The organism is uncultured Exiguobacterium sp. (assembly GCF_964277885.1).
Classification (GTDB): Bacteria; Bacillota; Bacilli; order Exiguobacteriales; family Exiguobacteriaceae; genus Exiguobacterium_A.
Map to the genome: position 1 here is coordinate 154848 of NZ_CAXYJR010000005.1, position 16562 is coordinate 171409.

The following is a 16562-nucleotide window of genomic DNA, read 5'->3' on the forward strand; positions in this document are numbered from 1 at the left end:
AGGTTAGTTTAAAACATGTAATTAATATTCAACAATTTAAGGAACATATACTCATAAAGTTTCAATGAATAGTAATTTTGGTCTAAATTTCAAATATATGACATACTTGTTTCTTTTATTTTCAAAAAGTACTAAATTCGGTCATCCAGCGTATGAATTGAGTATTATTTCGAAATAAAGGTCATGAAAAAACGATAAAAATTGAATAAAAATGTAAAAATAAAAACTAAAAAGGAAAAATAGATAGAAAAAACCATTAAATCCATTATAATGAGATAAGGTGTGAATGATGCATTCATGAAATGAACAGAAGAAAGAGGATGATCGAATGAAACGTATGACAACAACGGTACTTGCAGCAATGATCGCAGGCGCAACAGTATGTGCTGGAAGTGCATCGGCTGCTACGAAAGAGGAAACGCAGTACACGACGCAGTACACGAACTTGAAGACTGGTATGACGATGACGGAAGCAGCAAAAGTCTTATACGGTAAAGATTACAAAAATCAATTGGTGAAAAAGAGTGGCAGTACGGTTTTAAAGAAAAAAGCTGAATCGACGGAAATCTCGTATGGTCAAAAAACGAAGTTCTACTTCTTCACGAACGGTAAGAACGGAAACAGCGATACGTCACTCATCTTCATGACGAAAAAGAACAGCTCTGTGTATCGATTGATCGGGAAAACGTTCGATATTTATCGTGAAAATACGAAATCCGGTGCGCGTGAAAGCACACGTAAGCTGGCAAAGGGTGCGAAAGTCAAAGTCGGTATGACATCAAAACAACTCGATGCGATTCTTTCTGGAACGGGGCTTGGAGAATGGACAGGAATCGATGCAACAGATTGGTCGTCGATTCAATCGAAAGCGGAACTTGCTTCGATCGGTGCAGAGAAGTCATCTTATAAGACTTATGTCTTCCCGACTTCGACAGGTGGACGGAAGATGGTCATCATGAGTTACGACTATAAGAAAAAAACCTTCAAAGTCGCAGATCATACGTCACTATGAATACATACAGGAGTCCATCTTTTGCTAGATGGACTCCTGTTGTCTAAGCAGGTCAGAAACTGATGTAATTGAGCAGATGAAACTACTTGGCTGAAGGGGGAATTTCGATGCAACATGGCGAGTACTTGCACGACTATCTCATCTCACACCCGACATTCGCAAAACCGACGATCAAGGCCTACCGTAGTGACGTCCGGCATATGGAACGTGCCGGTGTCTCGTGGTCGATCGCGTCGCTCCAGCACTACTTCGATCAGATGCGTCTGACCTATCAGCCGTCGACGATCCTGCGGCGGTTCCATGCCTTGCGTTCACTCGGGAATGTGCTTGTCCGAGCCGGGAGGTTGCAAGAGAATCCACTGACCGACGTGTCACCGATTACGCACCAACGTTTTCCGGACGAGACCTATCATGACTTACAGGAAGGGCTGTCAATCGTCCGCAGCATCGAGGACCCGGTGTACCGTTTGTTTTTCGAAGTGATTTGCCAGACCGGTCTTCGCTTCACCGAAGCACGCCTCTTATCTGTTACAGATATTGATTTCAAGACGCATACGCTATTCGTCCGCTACGGCAAGGGACGTCGCCTGCGGACAATTCCGATCGGAATGATGCTGTCGCACCGTCTCCTGCATTTCCTCGGTGAGCGCAAAGAGGGCATTCTGTTTCAGTCCGTGACCGGACGCCATCTGCATGAACAGACGGCACGTGTGATTCTTCGGGACACCGCCCTGCGCTTGAGCGGCGCACCGCTCCGACCACATGCGCTCCGGATTGCATATGCGACCTATCTGCATCACGAAGGGGGCTGTACAATCGTTGAGATTCAGCGCCTACTCGGTCATGCGCATCCGACGACGACCGTCGGCTATATCCGGAGTCGTACGAACCGAATTCGGGAGGTCCTCAATACGTTGTCGGCTTGAGCCGGTTGACTGAGGCACGATCAATGTCGCTTGAAGGAAGGATATAGTGTTGGGTCGTCCGGACGTCCCGATGACCGAGCAGACGCATGATCGTCAATACGTCCGTCTCGTGTTCATGGTAGAGCGTAGTCGCAAAGGTCACCCGAAGATCATGCGGACGAAGAATCCGACCGAGCTGCGTTAGACTCACTTCGCGTAGTGTCGAACGAATCCGTTCTGCCGGGAAACGACGACCTGTTTCCGTTGAAAACAATTCCTGCGAAGGGGTGGACGTCGTTTCAAGATAACGCAATAAGACGCGATACAATTCGTCATGTAACGGAAGGTGACGCATGCGTCCTCCTTTTCCGTGACGAACGAATAGTTGCTTGGTGTCCCAATCGATATCCGTCAGGCGTAAGGCATGTGCCTCGGCGAAACGAAGTCCCGTATGGAGCAGTAAGAAACAGAATGCGTAAATGGTCTCGTCCGTAATCCGTTCGAGGACGGACCGGACCTCATCGTACGAAAAGTGTAGGCGTCGACGGGCAATCGGGTGAGGACGTTTCGTTTGCGCGAGGGGATTGTGTGCTAATGCGCGTTCGGTGACGAGTTGGTCGAACAGTGTCGACAGGGCATGGAGACGACGGGCGACAGTCGTCGAAGCATACGACGTTCGCAGCAAGGTACCGTACCGTTGCATCGAAGGAACATCGATTCGGGTCACGTTGCGACACAGATGACGGACGTCGCTTCGGTAAGCTTTTTTCGTCAATGGACTATAGGGTCCTTGTTCGATCAACGTTAATAATCGTTCTTCATAGAACACCATCATCCGAGCAAATACTCGACTTTCTTGCGGAGTTCGGATTTCAAGGATCGGAGCCGGGCGTGCGAGTACCCGAGCGTCTCTTCGGTCCCGTTTATCAAGGACTCGAGAAACGTGAACTCCGTCGCTGATAAGTCTCGCTTGAGTTCATTCATAAGATAAGTAAACGACAGGTACGGGGTACGCGGGCGTTCCGGTAACGCGTCGGAGACGACTTCGGTCGCAAGCGTCCGGTTACGGGTCGCCAGGTAATCGAGCATTGCTCCTTTTGCGCGAATCCGAACGAAGGTGACGGTCAATGTCTTGCCGTCCTCGATCGATTTCCATAGACGCAGCAAGGCAGCTTGCCGGCATTCATCTTGTTCATTCGGGTGGATCGACAGGCGAGAGAGCAGAGAGTTGATGAGGGGGAGCCAGTTGCGAAGAAGTTCATTCATCGGAGGGAGTCCTTTGACGAGATATGCATATCTGCTATGTATTCCGCGGTAGTTTCAGTATAAGTAGAGTTATCCTCGGCTTTCAACGTCACTTTTTTGAATCGTGCCAACGGTTTTCTCATCTTTTACGATGCGTATATACTTAAATGTAGAAAGAATCTTCTTCATTAATCGAGAAAAACCCCATGAAATCAGACTTCTGTATCGGATAACTCTACTTATCCTCGAGCGTGTTCGAAAAAAGATTTATTTTTGGAAAAAGAAGGGAAAGATTGAGAATTTCATTATACTTATGAATAAGACGTTACTAAAAAGGAGAAACCACATATGAAAAAATTGATCGTCGGTCTTGCTGCGACCGTATTGTATTCTGCAACGTCGATCCATTCGTCGGCAGAAGTCAAAATTCCGTTCGTCACGTCACTCACTCCGTCATCCGCTTTTCAAGTCGTTCCGGATGAGTCGCGTGTCTGGCGCTGGGGGACTTATGAAGCACCACGACTCTTCGATTTCGAGCAAGCGCGCGACGTGCGGGTGCTATCGACTGAAGAGGGGGTACCGGTACAAGACTTCACGGTCTCGGACGATCAACAACGATTCGTCTTTGTGAAGGATCAAGTGCTTGAGGTACGCGATGCGACAGGGAACGTACTGCGCGTCATCGACCAGATCAAGACACCTGCAGGAACGCTCCAATCGTTCACTCATGCTCGATTCTTCCCAGACTCACATCTCCTTGCTGTGAGTGCGAAACAAGAGGGAGTCGAGCAGACAGCCGTCTACGATTTAGATACAGCAACCGTCCGTTCTGTCCAGGAGACGACAGGAGCAAAAGCGATCCGGACGTCGACTGCTTATTTAGCGATCATCCGCGCGACAAGCGTTGACGTCTACGAGAAAGACGGAACGCTCGCAAAACGTCTCGCGCATCCATCCGGCTACGCCGCCTATGAGATGGGACGCGAGGGCACACTCGTACTCGCGAAGGCGAATGACCGCCGTCTGTATGTCTATGATGGAGCGCATCAATTCAAGGAAAGTACCTCCTCGCAGTTCATCACGGGGATGACCGGAACGTATAAAGATATCGCGGTCGATGAGAGTGGGAAGTTCATCGGTGCCTTGTATACGGGACGGGACGGTTACTTCTCCTTGTTTGAGAAAAACGGTCACCGGATCGAGACATCACTGGATCGGGATGATTCCATCATTTACTCGTCGGTGCTCGGCATGACGAAAGGCGCCCGCTACCTCATCGCGAATGCCGATGGTGGTGAGCGGACGAACATGTACGATGGTCGCCTGTTAGTCGAGCGACCGGTCGCACTTTCGATCCCGTCTTCCTTCAAAGAAGTAAAGGTCGGATCACCTGAGCCACTTCTTCTCAATGTCACGCAAGCAGACGGCAAGAAAAAACAAGTCACGGCAAAAGTGAAGTGGGTCTCGGATCAACCAACGATCGCGAGCGTCTCGTCCGGAAAACTGTATGGGAAAAAAGCAGGAACGTACACATTACGAGCATCTTACGGAGGCTACACTGCGACACTCAAAGGAAAAGTCATCCCGTTACCGAAGCTTTCGACTGTCTCCGACAGCAGTTGGTTGAAACGTCAAAAGCAGGCGATGCAAGAGAAGCAAGGATTTGAAGGATCACCACGCGTCGGAGCTAGTTATGTCTCGTGGACAGGTACGTCCGGTAGCCTCGTTCAAACAGGAGAAAAGGTCCTCAACGGAAAGTGGAAAGGTCGTCATTTTGTAGCCCGCTATCCGCGCTTCGGCAGTCAAATCGACCGGATTGATCTCGTCACGCTCGCACCATCGCTTGAGAAACGGACGCTGACGAAAGCAGAAGTCAGCGCCGTGTTCGGGAAACCAACGTTCAAGGAAACGTATGCGACGTCCTACTCGCAACACGTCGTCGAAGGCAAAACGACACGCGCGACGTACGCGATCCGCAGCGTCTACGAATATCGGATCGGACAAGTGACATGCCAGTTCGCCTTTGACGCAAAAGGGACGGCACGGTTGATTCATGTGAATTGAATAGATGGATGGATTTGGAAAAATGAAGGAGTTGTGTTAGGGTAACGGTAATCCACGACAAAGGAGGAACATCGAATGAAATGGATGAAAGGATGTATGGCACTACTACTAGTGCTTGTATTACTTGTTCCAATGACGGTTGATGCGAAAACGATGTCGAATGCCGCGTACTTGAAGAAACAATTCTCAGCAGCAGAAAAAGGAACCTTGCTTGAGGCGAAGGCGAAGCTGTATGATCGTTTCACGATCAAAGGGAAGGACGCCAGCTATGGGGTCGATCAGACCGATTGTTGCGTCTTCGGGAAGTTGAAAGGGACGTATCTGTATTCCGATTTTCGGTTTAGCGCGAAGTACCCGAAGCATGTCGGAGTCTTGATGACGTTACCGCAGCTCAACGACCGTAAAATCAAGCTGAGTGAGGTCAAACAGGCACTCGGGAAACCGAGTCAACACGAAACGTTACAAAAGGATGAAGTCCCAGCAAAGATGAGCTTTCAAATTAAAAAAGAAGAATATCTCCGATTCGAACAAAAGGGTACGTACTATTACAATGTAAGTAAAAAAGCCTTACTTTGGTTTGACTACGATACTAAAGGCTATGTCCGCGCATTTGGTGTTTCAGCGACGGATCGATGAAGGAAAATACACAATATAGAACACGTCATCAGTCTACTGGATGCCATCTATCGATGGTGTCTGGTAGCTTTTTTTGTAGTGAACGAGGTGAAAATAGGTTTATTTCTTGAAGGAATGATTTCTTAAACAAATTAACATGGTTAGCTTTATTAAGTGATGAAAGAATGGTATATTTTTGAATAATCTATCAGTTATATCAATAAGGACGGTGCAAATTTTGAAAAAGAATACGATGAGGTATACGGTGATCGCAATCATCGTACTATTTGTCGCTGCCATAGCTATTCGTTACGTGTATCCGTACAGTGCTCTCAGCATCAACAAAAATGTTGAAGTGGATCCGGATCAAACAACGAGTCGTTATCACAGTAATCTTCAAAAATTGTCTTCACATGTTCCGACTCTGTCGGAAGATGAAGGATATAATGAAAAAATAAGGGCTCAGGTGGAGAACGTTCTCGCTTCTTCTGTATTAAATGAGAAAGATGTACATAAAGCGGACGTACTACAATTATTGAATGACATGAATGGTTTAGTGAAAAGCATAGGACATCACGTTAGATATCAACCAGAATACTTTAATGAAAAGCAGCGATCCTATCTGATTGCATTCAAAAATCATCTTCAAGCGAACTCCTATAATACGAATCAAATTATTGAAGACTCCTTTTCAAGCAACGATGAAATCGTCGCTTCGATTCATGAGTTGTACAAAGGGATGAATCAAGACATCGAAGCCTTGTTACAACTGAGTTGAATCGTTTTTACGACGGTTTGTCAAATTAAGCGCAACACTTCTTCGGAAAAGACTTCGTATACAGTTTTCCAATCCAAAAACTTTCTTGGTCGATTGTTGATTCTAGAAAGTGCGTGATTTAATTCTGTCTTGTTGTTCTGTTCATTCCGAAGTTGGTTCCCTTTGGGAAAAACTCACGGAGAAGACTATTGGCATTCTAGTTGCTGCCAAGTTGCCATGAAGAATCAGATAGAGGTCAAACAATTATAAGTAAATTTTCCATTCACTCAGATGCAAGATTTGCTATTATTTTATAAACTCCATGTGATTTAGGAAGAGCTATAAGTGTCCAAGAAGAAAGACCATATGCACGACAAAATGTCATTTTTGAGCATTGATATTTTGTAGCAAAACTTGGTATCGAGGATGTGGTTGCATAAAAAAAGGGGACGTAGATCTCCCTAATGACCTATCAGGGGTTATCTACAAAGAATATGATGAATCAGGAGCAGGGAAATACAAAATTGCAAACGAGTTAGAAGAATCAGGTAACGAAATCGACTAAAAGTCAATCAGATAAAGTTTGTGAAAACGGTCGGGATCGACCGTTTTTTTTGTGCTTAATTCTGCAGCAACTGTAACATTGCGAGAAATTGTCATGTCACGAAAGAATGATAATTTTTTATTCAGATATGTAAGAACACCATACTATTTATATAGCATCGCATTAACAATAAATGGTTTTTTGGTGGTATAGTCGAATTATTCAGTCTTTCTAAATAAGACTTTTATAAAAATCATCAACGGGGGTACTTATGTTAAGTTTTAAAAATTCAACAACAGAAGTTAGTGACAGTGGAACAGATATTGCTATTTTATCAGTTGGAGCGACAGAACAATTTGGACCATACTTGCCAATGCATTTAGATACATTGATCGCAGAAAAATATGCCGAACACTACGGAGAAGTATTAAACGCTTATGTGTTACCAACTATTCCATTTAATACTTCAGAAGAACATGCCAATTGCAAAGGTACTATTACAGTAAGTCCAACAGTTTTAACAACAATGCTAGAAGAAATAATCGTTAATTTGAACAGACAAGGATTTAAAAAGTTCGTCCTTTGTAATGGACACGGAGGTGCATATTGGGAATCTTCATTCGTTAAACATATGAACTACAAATATCCAGAACTACTTGTAATTACTACATATCGTTATTTAGCGTGGGAAGAAGCGTTAGAAGAAGTAAATTTAGAAGGCCACAATGAGATGCACGCAGGGTTATTATCTGTTTGTGCTGCAATGTGGCTATGTCCGGAATTAGTTAAGCTGGAATCTATGGGTTCTGATGTGCCTCTAGAAAACAGAAAATTTGCTGACTATATTTTTTGGGATAAATTAACCAATGATGGTTGCTGGGGTAAGTTCGATAAAGAAACATACTCTCCAAATCAACTAGCTGAAATTGGAGAAAAATTTTGGACTTCCTTTATTTCTAAAAGAGGTGAAAACTTGAAAGATATTCTCGAAGAAGCATATCTAAAAAAAATGAATTGAAGATTGCTACCGTACTTCGGTTTCGGTGTTTACGCATTGTAGGAAAGATTCCGTTTTTAGCTCACGTGAGATCGTAGACGGCTGTCGTCCAAGATACTGAGCGATCTTTCGCATTGAAAATCCAATCTCTAGATAAGCTTCTATTTTGACTCTTTCTGATATTGTAAGATGAACATAGCTCATAACGAATCCTCTGTTAAAATTTGGGTGGTAACTCGATTCTACACGAGATCGTTATGAGTTTTTTGTGTTTTCAGCTAGGTGTTACACTCAATATTACAATTCGTCTACGAATAAAGATGTTTTATTTGTTGCGTGAATGAGTACTGGCTATTGATTCATAAGGATCATGGCTATTCTAATGTAACTTCGAAAATCAAAAATATAGTCATGCACTTCCATTCGATCGAAGCATTCTTACATATTGAAATAAATCTTCTTCTTTTAATGGACGACTAAAATAATAGCCTTGGAAATAGTCACATCCCTCTCGAGCAAGCCAGTCAGCTTGTTCAGCTGTTTCCACTCCTTCAATCAAGACCTCGATATCAAGATTATGGCCCAGTTGAATCATCGATTGGACGATTGCTTGCTGGTTCGTCTCTTCAAACAAGGAACTGATGAAAGAACGATCAATCTTTAACAACTGAATTGGCAATGAGCGAAGCTGTTTAAAAGAGGAATAACCGGTACCGAAGTCGTCTAATGAGACGCGAATCCCAAGTTGTTGCAGTCGAGCTAATTTTTCGTAAATTGCTGTCTCATACGATAAGGCGGCAGACTCCGTAATTTCGAGCTCGAGGTAGGCTGGGTTCATCCCTGTCTCAGCAAGGATTACCTCAACACGCTTCAGGAACTTTTGGCTTGCGAACTGAAGCGGTGAGACGTTGACGGCAATCGAGAACGACTCAGGCATGACGTCTTGCCACGCCACCCAGCGCAGGCAGGCAGTCCGTAACACCCAGTCACCAAGGGCGTGAATCGCTCCAGTATTTTCAGCGACCGGAATGAATTCTGCTGGGGAGACGAAGCCGAGTTCATCGTGCGTCCAACGTGCTAAAACTTCAACACCAGTCATTCGATCTGTAGCCACAGCAATTTTCGGTTGATAGACGAGCTCGAACGCTTCTGTTTCAAGTGCTTCAGTCATGAATTTTTCAATCTGTACGGTTCGCAAAATATCATTTCGATTCTCAATCTTGAACTCCTTAATCGTATGTTGTGCTTCATTGAACGAAGCGTGCAGTGCTAGTTTTGCATACTCGATCAACTCTTGTGCGATTGTCGTGTCTTCCGGGTAATGGCTAATGCCAGCTCGCATCGTAAGCGTGATGACCGTTCCATAATATCAAACGGTTGCGATAAGGCGGCGTAACATTTCTCAGCTTTCTGTGTCGCGAGTTGACTCCGTTCGTCGCTGAGGATGACGAGAAATTCGGACGAATCGAGTCGCGCTAGGACGTCTTTTTCATGAATCACCGATTGCAATCGTTCTGCAATCTGAAGTAATAGGCTCTCTACACCTTGATGTCCGAGCATGTCACTGAGGAAACGCCAGCGATCTACACTGAGTGCCAGACATGAAATCGGAATCGCTTGTTTGATTTGTTCTTCAATGAACAGGGAGACTTTGTTTCGATTCGGTAAATCCGTCAACCGATCGTGAAAGGCGAGATACTCGAGCTGACGCTGAGATGTTACTTGATCCGTAATGTTTCGGAAGAACCAAAGCGTCTGATTCAAGTTCTCTCCCTTGAGCGGATGATTGACGACTTCAAGAATACATTCGTCGACGTGTAGTATCTGACGCGTATGATCCGGAACATCAAGACATAGAGCAGCACTATGTTCCGTTAAGTACAAATGACGCTCAGGAAAGAACTGATAGAATAGTGAATTTGCATATTGAATTGTTCCGTCGGGATTCGTCGTTACGACACCGTCTTCGGTTGATTCAAGAATCGTCGCTTGGACGAGATCCCGCTTGCGTAGCTGGAGATCAAATAAAACAGAAGCGAAGAAGACGATGAACAAAAACAGAGTGACAAACGAAACAAGAGTCAAAAGCATTGTCGGTTCGATCACTCGATCACTCGTGAACGATGGAATCATACGGAATTTTAAACCAAGCATACCGACGTGATGCATTCCGAAAATTGCAATTCCCATGATAAAGGCAAAGAAAACTTTTGTCTGAATCATCATCTGTTGCTTCGCATATCGAGAGAAAAAGCCAATCCAGAGCGCAGTCCAAGAAGCGATAATCGCAATCAAAATCGATAGCAAAACATATCCTAGGTGATATTGAAGCGTCATTCCTTGCAAAGCCGCAATCCCGACATAATGCATCCCCGCGATCGCACTTCCCATTAAAAAGCCACCGAGGACGAATGACTCACGGGACATCTGGCGTGAGACAAGATAAAATCCTAAAATACATCCAATCACCGCGATGATGACGGACAGAAAGACGAGCGGGAATGAATAGGTCGCATCCTTCAAGGTGCCGTGTCCAAGCATCGCGACGAAGTGCATCGACCAGATGCCAAGACCTAAAATCGATCCACCGGCAATCAGCCAAACATGTTTTGAACGATTAGTTGCCGTTTTGACGCGACCAGCGAGCTCGATCGCGATGTAAGCGGATGTCGCTGCAATGAGATAAGACAACGTGATGAGTAAAAAGTCGGTATGAGAATGCATCGTGTGGGTTGGCATGATGGACGAAGTCACCTCGACAGAGTGGAATGATTAATCGAATAATAAAGATGTAATCTATATACCCTTTTTTTGAGGGAGCGTATACATGTTCTAAAAATGTATAAATAAGCATCAAAATTTTGAGTGTTTTATCAAGCATTTATACAAGTGATGAGACGTTGATTATCCAAAGTATATTTATAGTTATGATGAAAGTGAGCTGACCGTGTAAACGATTCCATGATACGCTAGGGAACAGAAAAACCTGTTCAGAAAGAAGGAATTCCTATGCATATTCTTGTCATTGACGATGAGGCGAGCATCCGGCATCTCGTCAAACTTCAACTTGAGCTCGATGGTCAAACGGTCGAGACGGCAGCGGACGGGGCAACGGCACTCGCATTGCAAGAGACAAAGACGTTTGATTTAATCGTTCTCGATTTGATGCTCCCGGATACGACCGGCTTCGATTTGATTCCCAAACTGCGGAAGACGACACCTGATTTACCAATCTTGATGCTGACAGCACGTGATCAAATGAACGATAAAATCATCGGTCTGCAGCTCGGAGCGGATGATTATATGACGAAACCGTTTAATGGAACAGAGCTCGTCTTACGTGTGAAAAATCTATTGAAACGCGTAAAGACGGTCGTACCACCCATGCCTGTCGTGACGGATCCTTTCTTATCGGTTGATCCGGAAGAACGCGTTATCCGGCTCGACGGTCAACCATTGCCACTGACATACCGAGAGTATGCGTTGCTCGCGCTCTTCTTAGCGCATCCGAAACGGGTCTTTGAGCGTGACGAACTGCTTGAACAGGTCTGGGGCTTTGACTTCTCCGGTCAGACCCGTGCTGTTGATATCATGGTCCAGCGCTTACGGAAGAAACTCGGAGCGCAAGGGGAGCGGATCAAGACGATTTACGGTGTCGGTTACAAGTGGGTCGACGCATGAAGCTACGTCAAGTGATCACGGAAAACTTCGTTTTGCTCCTCGTTCCAGCACTGCTCGTCCTCTTCTTGATTCTTTATGCCTTCATCCAATCGAACCTCTATGAGAACGCCGTCGAGTCTGTCCAAAAACTGAGTCGAGAAGCGGAACTCTATACAACAAACTACCTCGCAAGTGAAGAGACGGATTCGCTCGCTGATACGGCAGTCCCGATTGCTTCCTACTTAGCAGACCGGTTCGATGCGCGCGTCCAGTTGTTCGGACCGAACGCGGAACTACTTGCCGATTCGGAGCGCGATCAATTGCCGCTTCTCGCAGGGGACATTGATCAAGCCTTAAAAGGAAAATCGAGTTATCTGTTCCTCAAAGAGACCGATGTTCCCGTACTGTTCTTTTCAAGCCCGCTGTACGGTAAGACAGACGTCATCGGTTCCGTCCGCTTTCTCGTCGATCTCCGGACGGAAGCGGAACTGCTTCGACAATTCACTTATGTCTTCACCGGTGTGTTTCTGATGTTGATCGTGATTGCCGTTTGGACAGCGCGGCGGATGGCGAAGACGTTAATCGGACCAATCGACGATTTACGCAGCGTCTCGCATGCCTTGACGAAAGGACATTATGCAAACGCCCTTCCAGCCTATCCATATGAAGAACTAAATCGACTGGCAGCGGACTTCTCGACGCTTGCTGACGCGATCCAGCACAACATCGGGCAGTTGGAGCAACAACGAAACGACCAACAGACGTTCATTGATCACATTACCCATGAACTCCGGACGCCGATGACGGCGATCATGGGCTATGTCGAGTTGATCCCGAAACTACCGCCGGACGAAGCGGCACACTGTTATCACTACATCGAAGTCGAGAGCCAGCGCTTATTGCGACTCGTCTCACACAATCTTGAACAGGCGAAACAACAACGCAACGAACGCCACGCGACGTCGACGATGTTCGCACTCGATGCCTTGCTCGCAGACGCCTTATTCATCATGCAACTGCGACTTGACGGACAAGGGATTCAAGTCGAACAAGATGTTCCTTCTATTTACGTGCTCGGACAACCGGATCAGACGAAACAAGTCTTGTTAAATCTTCTCGAGAATGCCGTCAAATACAGTGACGCGATGACGGTGACGTTCGCAGTAGTCAGTACGGACACGAGCTTACAACTTCTCATGACAGATGACGGAATTGGTATGGATCCAGCCGTCCTGACCGAATGGAAGGAGGAGCAACATAGTCTGACGACGGCGAGCGGGAATGGACTTGGTCTACCGCTTTGTCGGCGTTTGATGCAGGAACAAGGCGGTGATTTTGCACTGGAAAGTGATGCGAGTGGCACACGTATCACACTCACCTTCCGATTAGCCGACCAAACATGATGTAATCGCTTACAAATGATACATTTACGAAACATTTCGACCGGATTTACGAAACAATTGCCCCGTAATCTAAGAATCAAGCAAGGAGAGGAATCATGAAAGTATCGACCATCGCCTATCTCTTCCTGATGGGAGTCTTGTTTGCCCTCGGTCTTCTTTTGCTTCAGCAGACGGTCTTCGGACGCTTACATGTCCTCGATGGACCAAAACGACTGAATGCTTCCGATGACTCGCTGCCGACGGAGTTGACGTTACGTCACCGGGCATGGGGGGAGCAGACGGTAGAAGACGGAACGGAAGTCCAGCGCATCACGACGCTATTGAAGCAAATGAAGACGGTGACAAACGGGACCTGTCCAGCAGATACTGCGACATTTAACGGGACGCTTCGTTTCTTAAACGGAACGACGTGGACGTTCTCACTCGGGGAAAGCATGATACTGAATGGACAATGTGTTGCAAAACGTCCCAGCACCCAGACGACGACATTAAAAGCACGGTTCTTAAACGCTTACCACGAACCGGAACAGCTCGCGCGTCAGTTTGCTGAGGCGGAAGTCGTGACATGGTATGCAGCGGGACGGTCGCGTACTCTAACCGCACGCGAGCGTGAAGACGTCAAGCGTCGCCTGGCGCAAGCAGAGCCGATGACGGACTACGAAGAAGTCGGTCAGGCACTTGATGCGAGTCAGCGGCAGCCGCGCATTCTCAAGCTTCAGCGGTTCAAGAATGAGCAGAATACGCGTGCCAATCTGCTGAACATCACCGTGTACGAGACATTGTTCAGCGTTCAGTACATGGATGATGACAATGGAAACACCTTCTATTTAAAAGGACAACTCCTGCCGACCGGGAAGGAGGCAGATCGATGAGAAAAGGAATGCTCTTCTTGCTGAGTATCATTTGTCTCATGAGCATTTGGATCGTCCGCAATAATGAACAGACGAAGCAAGGGAGCGCAGCGCGGGAAACCGTCCCGCATTTGACGGCGTATGTTTCCGCGAAAGAGGATATCGGTCGCGCCTTGCTATCGTCATATTGTGAGCAGGCGGGTTGTACGTATGAGTTCGTGCGTCTCTCGACAGAAGAACTCGTTCGACGTGTGACAAAGGAAGCGGATCATCCGCGCGCCGACGTCATCATCGGTGGAACGTGGGACGCCCACCAGACGCTCAAACAACGTGGCTTGTCGACACCGTTCCCAAGCGACATGGATCAAGCGGAACTACAGGATCCGGATCGCTACTGGATCGGCTACGAAGTCGAACGCCTCGCGATCGTCATCAATACAGACGTTTGGAACGAGCGGTTCGGGGCAGTAGCTTATCCGAAAACGCTCGCTGACTTGACGGCGAAGCAGTATCAGAACGAGTTGATTTTGCCGGATCCGAACCATTCCGGTACCGGTGCGACGATCCTGCAAGCGGTCTTTGACGGATACGGAACGAAAGCGGAAGATGTCTTACGCCAGCTAATCGAGCGAACACGACTATTCACGGCGAACGGCTTTGCACCGACGTCGTATGTCGCCAGTGGGGAAGCGATGCTTGGGGTCAATTTCATCGGGGATCAACAATCGCTGCGCGAAAAGTATTATCCGGTCAAAAGCATTCCGCTCGATACGTACTCGATCAACGCGATTTCAAAGCTGAAAGGACGGACGCAACAAAAGCAGGCGAACGCCTTCATGCGTTTCGTGCTTTCAGCAGACGGTCAGGCCATCTTGCGGAAAGTCTCGTTCGGTACGCCGACCTATGCGATCGCGAAGACACAACCGATCCAGCAAAACGTTGGACAGGACATCGTCGCCGATTACCGAGATTATCTCCGTCGATTCAATCAGCTCCAGGACAAATGATGCGAAGACTCTGATTCAGATAGGGGAAATGGAAGATGGGCTTCTTCAGCATCAAAAAATTGCCGAATGCCGGCATACCAATCGAAGTACAACGCAAACAATGGTTACAACAATTCTTAAAGGCCTTCTTAGTCGTCTTCTTCTCATATATGGCGATGTATCTCATCCGGAACAACTTCAAGGCAGCGCAACCGCTCTTGAAGGAAGAACTTGGCTTTACGACGACGGAGCTCGGATATATCGGTTTCGCCTTCTCGATTACATACGGAATCGGGAAAACGTTACTCGGTTATTTCGTTGACGGGAAAAACACGAAACGTGTCATCTCGTTCTTATTGATCTTATCTTCTTTAATTGTCACCGCGATGGGACTGTTGATGAGTGCCGGTGGAAGTCCGGTCGGTTTATTGATGGTTTTATGGGGGCTTAGTGGCTTTTTCCAATCGGTTGGGGGACCGTCGTCGTATTCGACGATTGCTCGCTGGACACCGTTTGAAAAACGTGGACGCTACCTCGGCTTCTGGAACGTTTCGCACAACATCGGTGGAGCGATTGCTGGTGGTCTCGCCCTTTGGGGAGCGAACGTCTTCTTTAACGGCAGTGTCGTCGGGATGTTCATCTTCCCAGCTGCGATTGCGCTCGTCATCGGGATCGTCGGTCTGTTCATCGGGAAGGATGATCCGGAGGAACTCGGATGGAATCGGAGTGAGGAGATTTTCGAAGAACCGATCGAACCGGAAAATATCGCTGCTGAAAGCATGACAAAATGGCAAATCTTTAAAACGTACGTCATCTCGAATCCATGGATTTGGACGCTCTGTATCGCGAACGTTTTCGTTTACATCGTCCGAATCGGGATTGATAACTGGGCGCCGCTCTATGTCACGGAACACTTGCACTTCAGTACGGAGAGTGCGGTCAATACGATCTTCTTCTTTGAGATTGGCGCCTTATGCGGCAGTATGATTTGGGGCTACGTGTCCGATTTACTCAAAGGACGACGGGCGCTCGTCGCAGCGATCTGTCTCTTACTGACGGCTGTTGCGGTCCTCGGTTATCGTTACGGTACGAGTGAACTTATGATTTACGCGTCACTATTTGCACTCGGTGCGCTCATCTACGGACCACAGCTCTTGATCGGTGTCTCGGTCATCAGCTTCGCACCAAAACAAGCGACAACGGTCACGAACGGGATGGTCGGGACGTTCGGTTACTTGTTCGGTGATTCGATCGCAAAAGTCGGTCTCGCAAAAATCGCTGACCCGGAAACGAACGGTCTAACAATCGGTTCCGTCACATTACACGGCTGGAGTGATACATTCATCATCTTTAATGCCGCGTTACTGTTCGGTTTGATCGCCCTCGCGATCGTTGCCGTCGTCGAGGAGAAAAAGATTCGTCGTCTTGGACTGCTGGAACGTCAAGCGGACAAATTAAGTTCATGAATCAGGCAGTCCCTTTCTAACGAGAGGGGCTGTTTTTGTATGGTCCCGACGAGAAAA

16 protein-coding genes are annotated in these 16562 nt (G+C 46.9%); 11 read left to right on the forward strand and 5 right to left on the reverse strand.

The window, feature by feature from the left end; genetic code table 11:
* The first annotated feature begins 328 nt into the window (after nt 1-328).
* Nucleotides 329-1012, forward strand: coding sequence for a hypothetical protein (locus tag ACHWTJ_RS02600; protein ID WP_294740263.1), 684 nt, complete (start codon nt 329-331; stop codon nt 1010-1012).
* A gap of 107 nt (nt 1013-1119) precedes the next feature.
* Nucleotides 1120-1938, forward strand: a complete 819-nt coding sequence (locus tag ACHWTJ_RS02605; protein ID WP_394679056.1) for a tyrosine-type recombinase/integrase — start codon at nt 1120-1122, stop codon at nt 1936-1938.
* Here ACHWTJ_RS02605 and ACHWTJ_RS02610 read toward each other — a convergent pair.
* Nucleotides 1919-2752, reverse strand: a complete 834-nt coding sequence (locus tag ACHWTJ_RS02610; RefSeq protein WP_394679057.1) for a tyrosine-type recombinase/integrase — start codon at nt 2750-2752, stop codon at nt 1919-1921. The genes ACHWTJ_RS02605 and ACHWTJ_RS02610 overlap by 20 nt on opposite strands.
* A complete protein-coding gene (locus ACHWTJ_RS02615) occupies nt 2749-3183 on the reverse strand; it encodes a sigma factor (RefSeq protein ID WP_394679058.1) in 435 nt (144 codons plus the stop codon). The genes ACHWTJ_RS02610 and ACHWTJ_RS02615 overlap by 4 nt, the downstream gene beginning before the upstream one ends.
* A gap of 327 nt (nt 3184-3510) precedes the next feature.
* Between ACHWTJ_RS02615 and ACHWTJ_RS02620 the strand changes: the two genes are divergently transcribed.
* From ACHWTJ_RS02620 to ACHWTJ_RS02635, 4 genes are all read left to right on the forward strand, one after another.
* Nucleotides 3511-5226 (forward strand): hypothetical protein, encoded by a 1716-nt coding sequence (locus ACHWTJ_RS02620; RefSeq protein WP_394679059.1) that lies wholly within the window; start codon nt 3511-3513, stop codon nt 5224-5226.
* Nucleotides 5227-5301: 75 nt separating this feature from the next.
* Nucleotides 5302-5862, forward strand: coding sequence for a hypothetical protein (locus tag ACHWTJ_RS02625; RefSeq protein ID WP_394679060.1), 561 nt, complete (start codon nt 5302-5304; stop codon nt 5860-5862).
* A gap of 244 nt (nt 5863-6106) precedes the next feature.
* Nucleotides 6107-6619, forward strand: coding sequence for a hypothetical protein (locus ACHWTJ_RS02630; protein WP_394679061.1), 513 nt, complete (start codon nt 6107-6109; stop codon nt 6617-6619).
* Between the two features lie 794 nt (nt 6620-7413).
* Complete coding sequence (locus ACHWTJ_RS02635) at nt 7414-8160, forward strand: creatininase family protein (protein ID WP_394679062.1); 747 nt, start codon at nt 7414-7416, stop codon at nt 8158-8160.
* A 6-nt stretch (nt 8161-8166) separates the two neighbouring features.
* Here the strand turns inward: ACHWTJ_RS02635 and ACHWTJ_RS02640 are convergent, their stop codons facing one another.
* The 3 genes from ACHWTJ_RS02640 to ACHWTJ_RS02650 all read right to left on the reverse strand — a co-directional run bounded on the left by ACHWTJ_RS02640 (nt 8167) and on the right by ACHWTJ_RS02650 (nt 10878).
* On the reverse strand, nt 8167-8343 hold the full coding sequence (locus tag ACHWTJ_RS02640) for a helix-turn-helix domain-containing protein (protein WP_394679063.1): 177 nt from the start codon (nt 8341-8343) through the stop codon (nt 8167-8169).
* Nucleotides 8344-8548: 205 nt separating this feature from the next.
* Nucleotides 8549-9481 carry a putative bifunctional diguanylate cyclase/phosphodiesterase gene (locus tag ACHWTJ_RS02645; RefSeq protein ID WP_394679064.1) on the reverse strand — a complete coding sequence of 311 codons (933 nt, stop codon included), beginning with the start codon at nt 9479-9481 and terminating at the stop codon, nt 8549-8551.
* Nucleotides 9427-10878: an MHYT domain-containing protein gene (locus ACHWTJ_RS02650; protein WP_394679065.1), complete on the reverse strand. Its 1452-nt coding sequence runs from the start codon at nt 10876-10878 to the stop codon at nt 9427-9429. Before ACHWTJ_RS02650 ends, ACHWTJ_RS02645 begins: the two co-directional genes overlap by 55 nt.
* Before the next feature lie 270 nt (nt 10879-11148).
* Between ACHWTJ_RS02650 and ACHWTJ_RS02655 the strand changes: the two genes are divergently transcribed.
* From ACHWTJ_RS02655 to uhpT, 5 genes are all read left to right on the forward strand, one after another.
* The gene (locus ACHWTJ_RS02655; RefSeq protein ID WP_294740271.1) at nt 11149-11820 is read left to right on the forward strand and encodes a response regulator transcription factor; all 672 of its coding nucleotides are present in this window, start codon (nt 11149-11151) and stop codon (nt 11818-11820) included.
* The gene (locus ACHWTJ_RS02660) at nt 11817-13202 is read left to right on the forward strand and encodes an ATP-binding protein (protein ID WP_394679066.1); all 1386 of its coding nucleotides are present in this window, start codon (nt 11817-11819) and stop codon (nt 13200-13202) included. Before ACHWTJ_RS02655 ends, ACHWTJ_RS02660 begins: the two co-directional genes overlap by 4 nt.
* 95 nt (nt 13203-13297) lie before the next feature.
* Complete coding sequence (locus ACHWTJ_RS02665; RefSeq protein WP_394679067.1) at nt 13298-14074, forward strand: DUF3919 family protein; 777 nt, start codon at nt 13298-13300, stop codon at nt 14072-14074.
* Nucleotides 14071-15060, forward strand: coding sequence for an ABC transporter substrate-binding protein (locus ACHWTJ_RS02670; RefSeq protein WP_394679068.1), 990 nt, complete (start codon nt 14071-14073; stop codon nt 15058-15060). The genes ACHWTJ_RS02665 and ACHWTJ_RS02670 overlap by 4 nt, the downstream gene beginning before the upstream one ends.
* Nucleotides 15061-15095: 35 nt before the next feature.
* Nucleotides 15096-16505 (forward strand): hexose-6-phosphate:phosphate antiporter, encoded by a 1410-nt coding sequence (gene uhpT / locus ACHWTJ_RS02675; RefSeq protein ID WP_223040859.1) that lies wholly within the window; start codon nt 15096-15098, stop codon nt 16503-16505.
* The last annotated feature ends 57 nt before the right edge of the window (nt 16506-16562 follow it).